At 63.0% G+C, this 1,133-nt stretch carries 2 pseudogenes; one reads left to right on the top strand and one right to left on the bottom strand.

Annotation, left to right across the window (positions count from 1 at the left end):
* A pseudogene (locus HHL24_RS44510) lies at positions 1-195 on the top strand (IS3 family transposase); the annotation flags it as partial.
* A gap of 674 nt (positions 196-869) precedes the next feature.
* Here the strand turns inward: HHL24_RS44510 and HHL24_RS43430 are convergent.
* A pseudogene (locus HHL24_RS43430) lies at positions 870-1,133 on the bottom strand (IS3 family transposase); the annotation flags it as partial.

The raw sequence follows: 1,133 nt of genomic DNA, 5'->3' as shown, positions 1-1,133 counted from the left end.
GAAGAGCACTGCCACAGCGGCCTGAAGTATGTGAGTCCGGGGCAGCGGCACCGCGGCGAAGCCGACGAGCTTCTGGCCCGACGGCGTGCGCTGTACGAAGACGCGCGCCTGCAGAACCCCGCACGCTGGTCAGGAGCCATCCGCAACTGGCACCTGGCAGACGCGGTCTATCTGAACCCGGAGCGACCCACGCCTCGGCCGGAATGTATAAGCACGCAGCGTAACGGTTCACGCGACAACTACCTTGACACACACCGCCTGCCGCAAAGAAAAGTAGGCAAAAGAAAGCGGCTCAAACCAATCCTGCTAAGCGGGTCTCCTGGCTTGCAGGAGGTAGTGGTGCATCTGGAATCTGTGTTATCGCGCATTCGGCGTGAGTGACAAAGGCGTCATTCTTCCGGCGGCGCTGCGCGCGCCGAAGCGTACGTCATAAAACCACCCGCTACGTTTTTACACCCATGCTTTACTCGGCGCGGTGGCACTTCCAGAACCCCGCAGTGTTCGCACATTCCGCGCCCCGCCGAAGCGAAGACGATGGCCCCCACCGCACCCGATCGAAGCCAATGACCCCACCGCGCCTGATCGAAACGGATGCCCCCGCCACGCTCAAACGAAGCCGACGGCTTCCACCGTACCTGACGAAGCCCCTGGTTTCCCTGGCAGACCCGTCCGCGACGCACGGAGTGCGGAGTGGGAGCTGATGAGCCCTTAGTCACTCCGGGTGGAGGTTGTGGGGGCCCGGATTCCACGGAGCCACTAGCACTTCCAGGCAAGGGTGCCCACTTAGCATGAGCGGTTTGAGCCGCTTTCTTTTGCCTACTTTTCTTTGCGGCAGGCGGTGTGTGTCAAGGTAGTTGTCGCGTGAACCGTTACGCTGCGTGCTTATACATTCCGGCCGAGGCGTGGGTTCGCTCCGGGTTCAGATAGACCGCGTCTGTCAGGTGCCAGTTGCGGATGGCACCTGACCAGCGTGCGGGGTTCTGCAGGCGCGCGTCTTCGTACAGCGCACGCCGTCGGGCCAGAAGCTCGTCGGCTTCGCCGCGGTGCCGCTGCCCCGGACTCACATACTTCAGGCCGCTGTGGCAGTGCTCTTCGTTGTACCACTGCACGAAGCGCTGCACCCAGGCGCGGGC

This window comes from Paraburkholderia polaris (assembly GCF_012927345.1).
Lineage (GTDB): Bacteria > Pseudomonadota > Gammaproteobacteria > Burkholderiales > Burkholderiaceae > Paraburkholderia > Paraburkholderia polaris.
The sequence above is the reverse complement of the archived record's forward strand: the minus strand, read 5'-3'. Positions and strand labels throughout refer to the sequence as shown.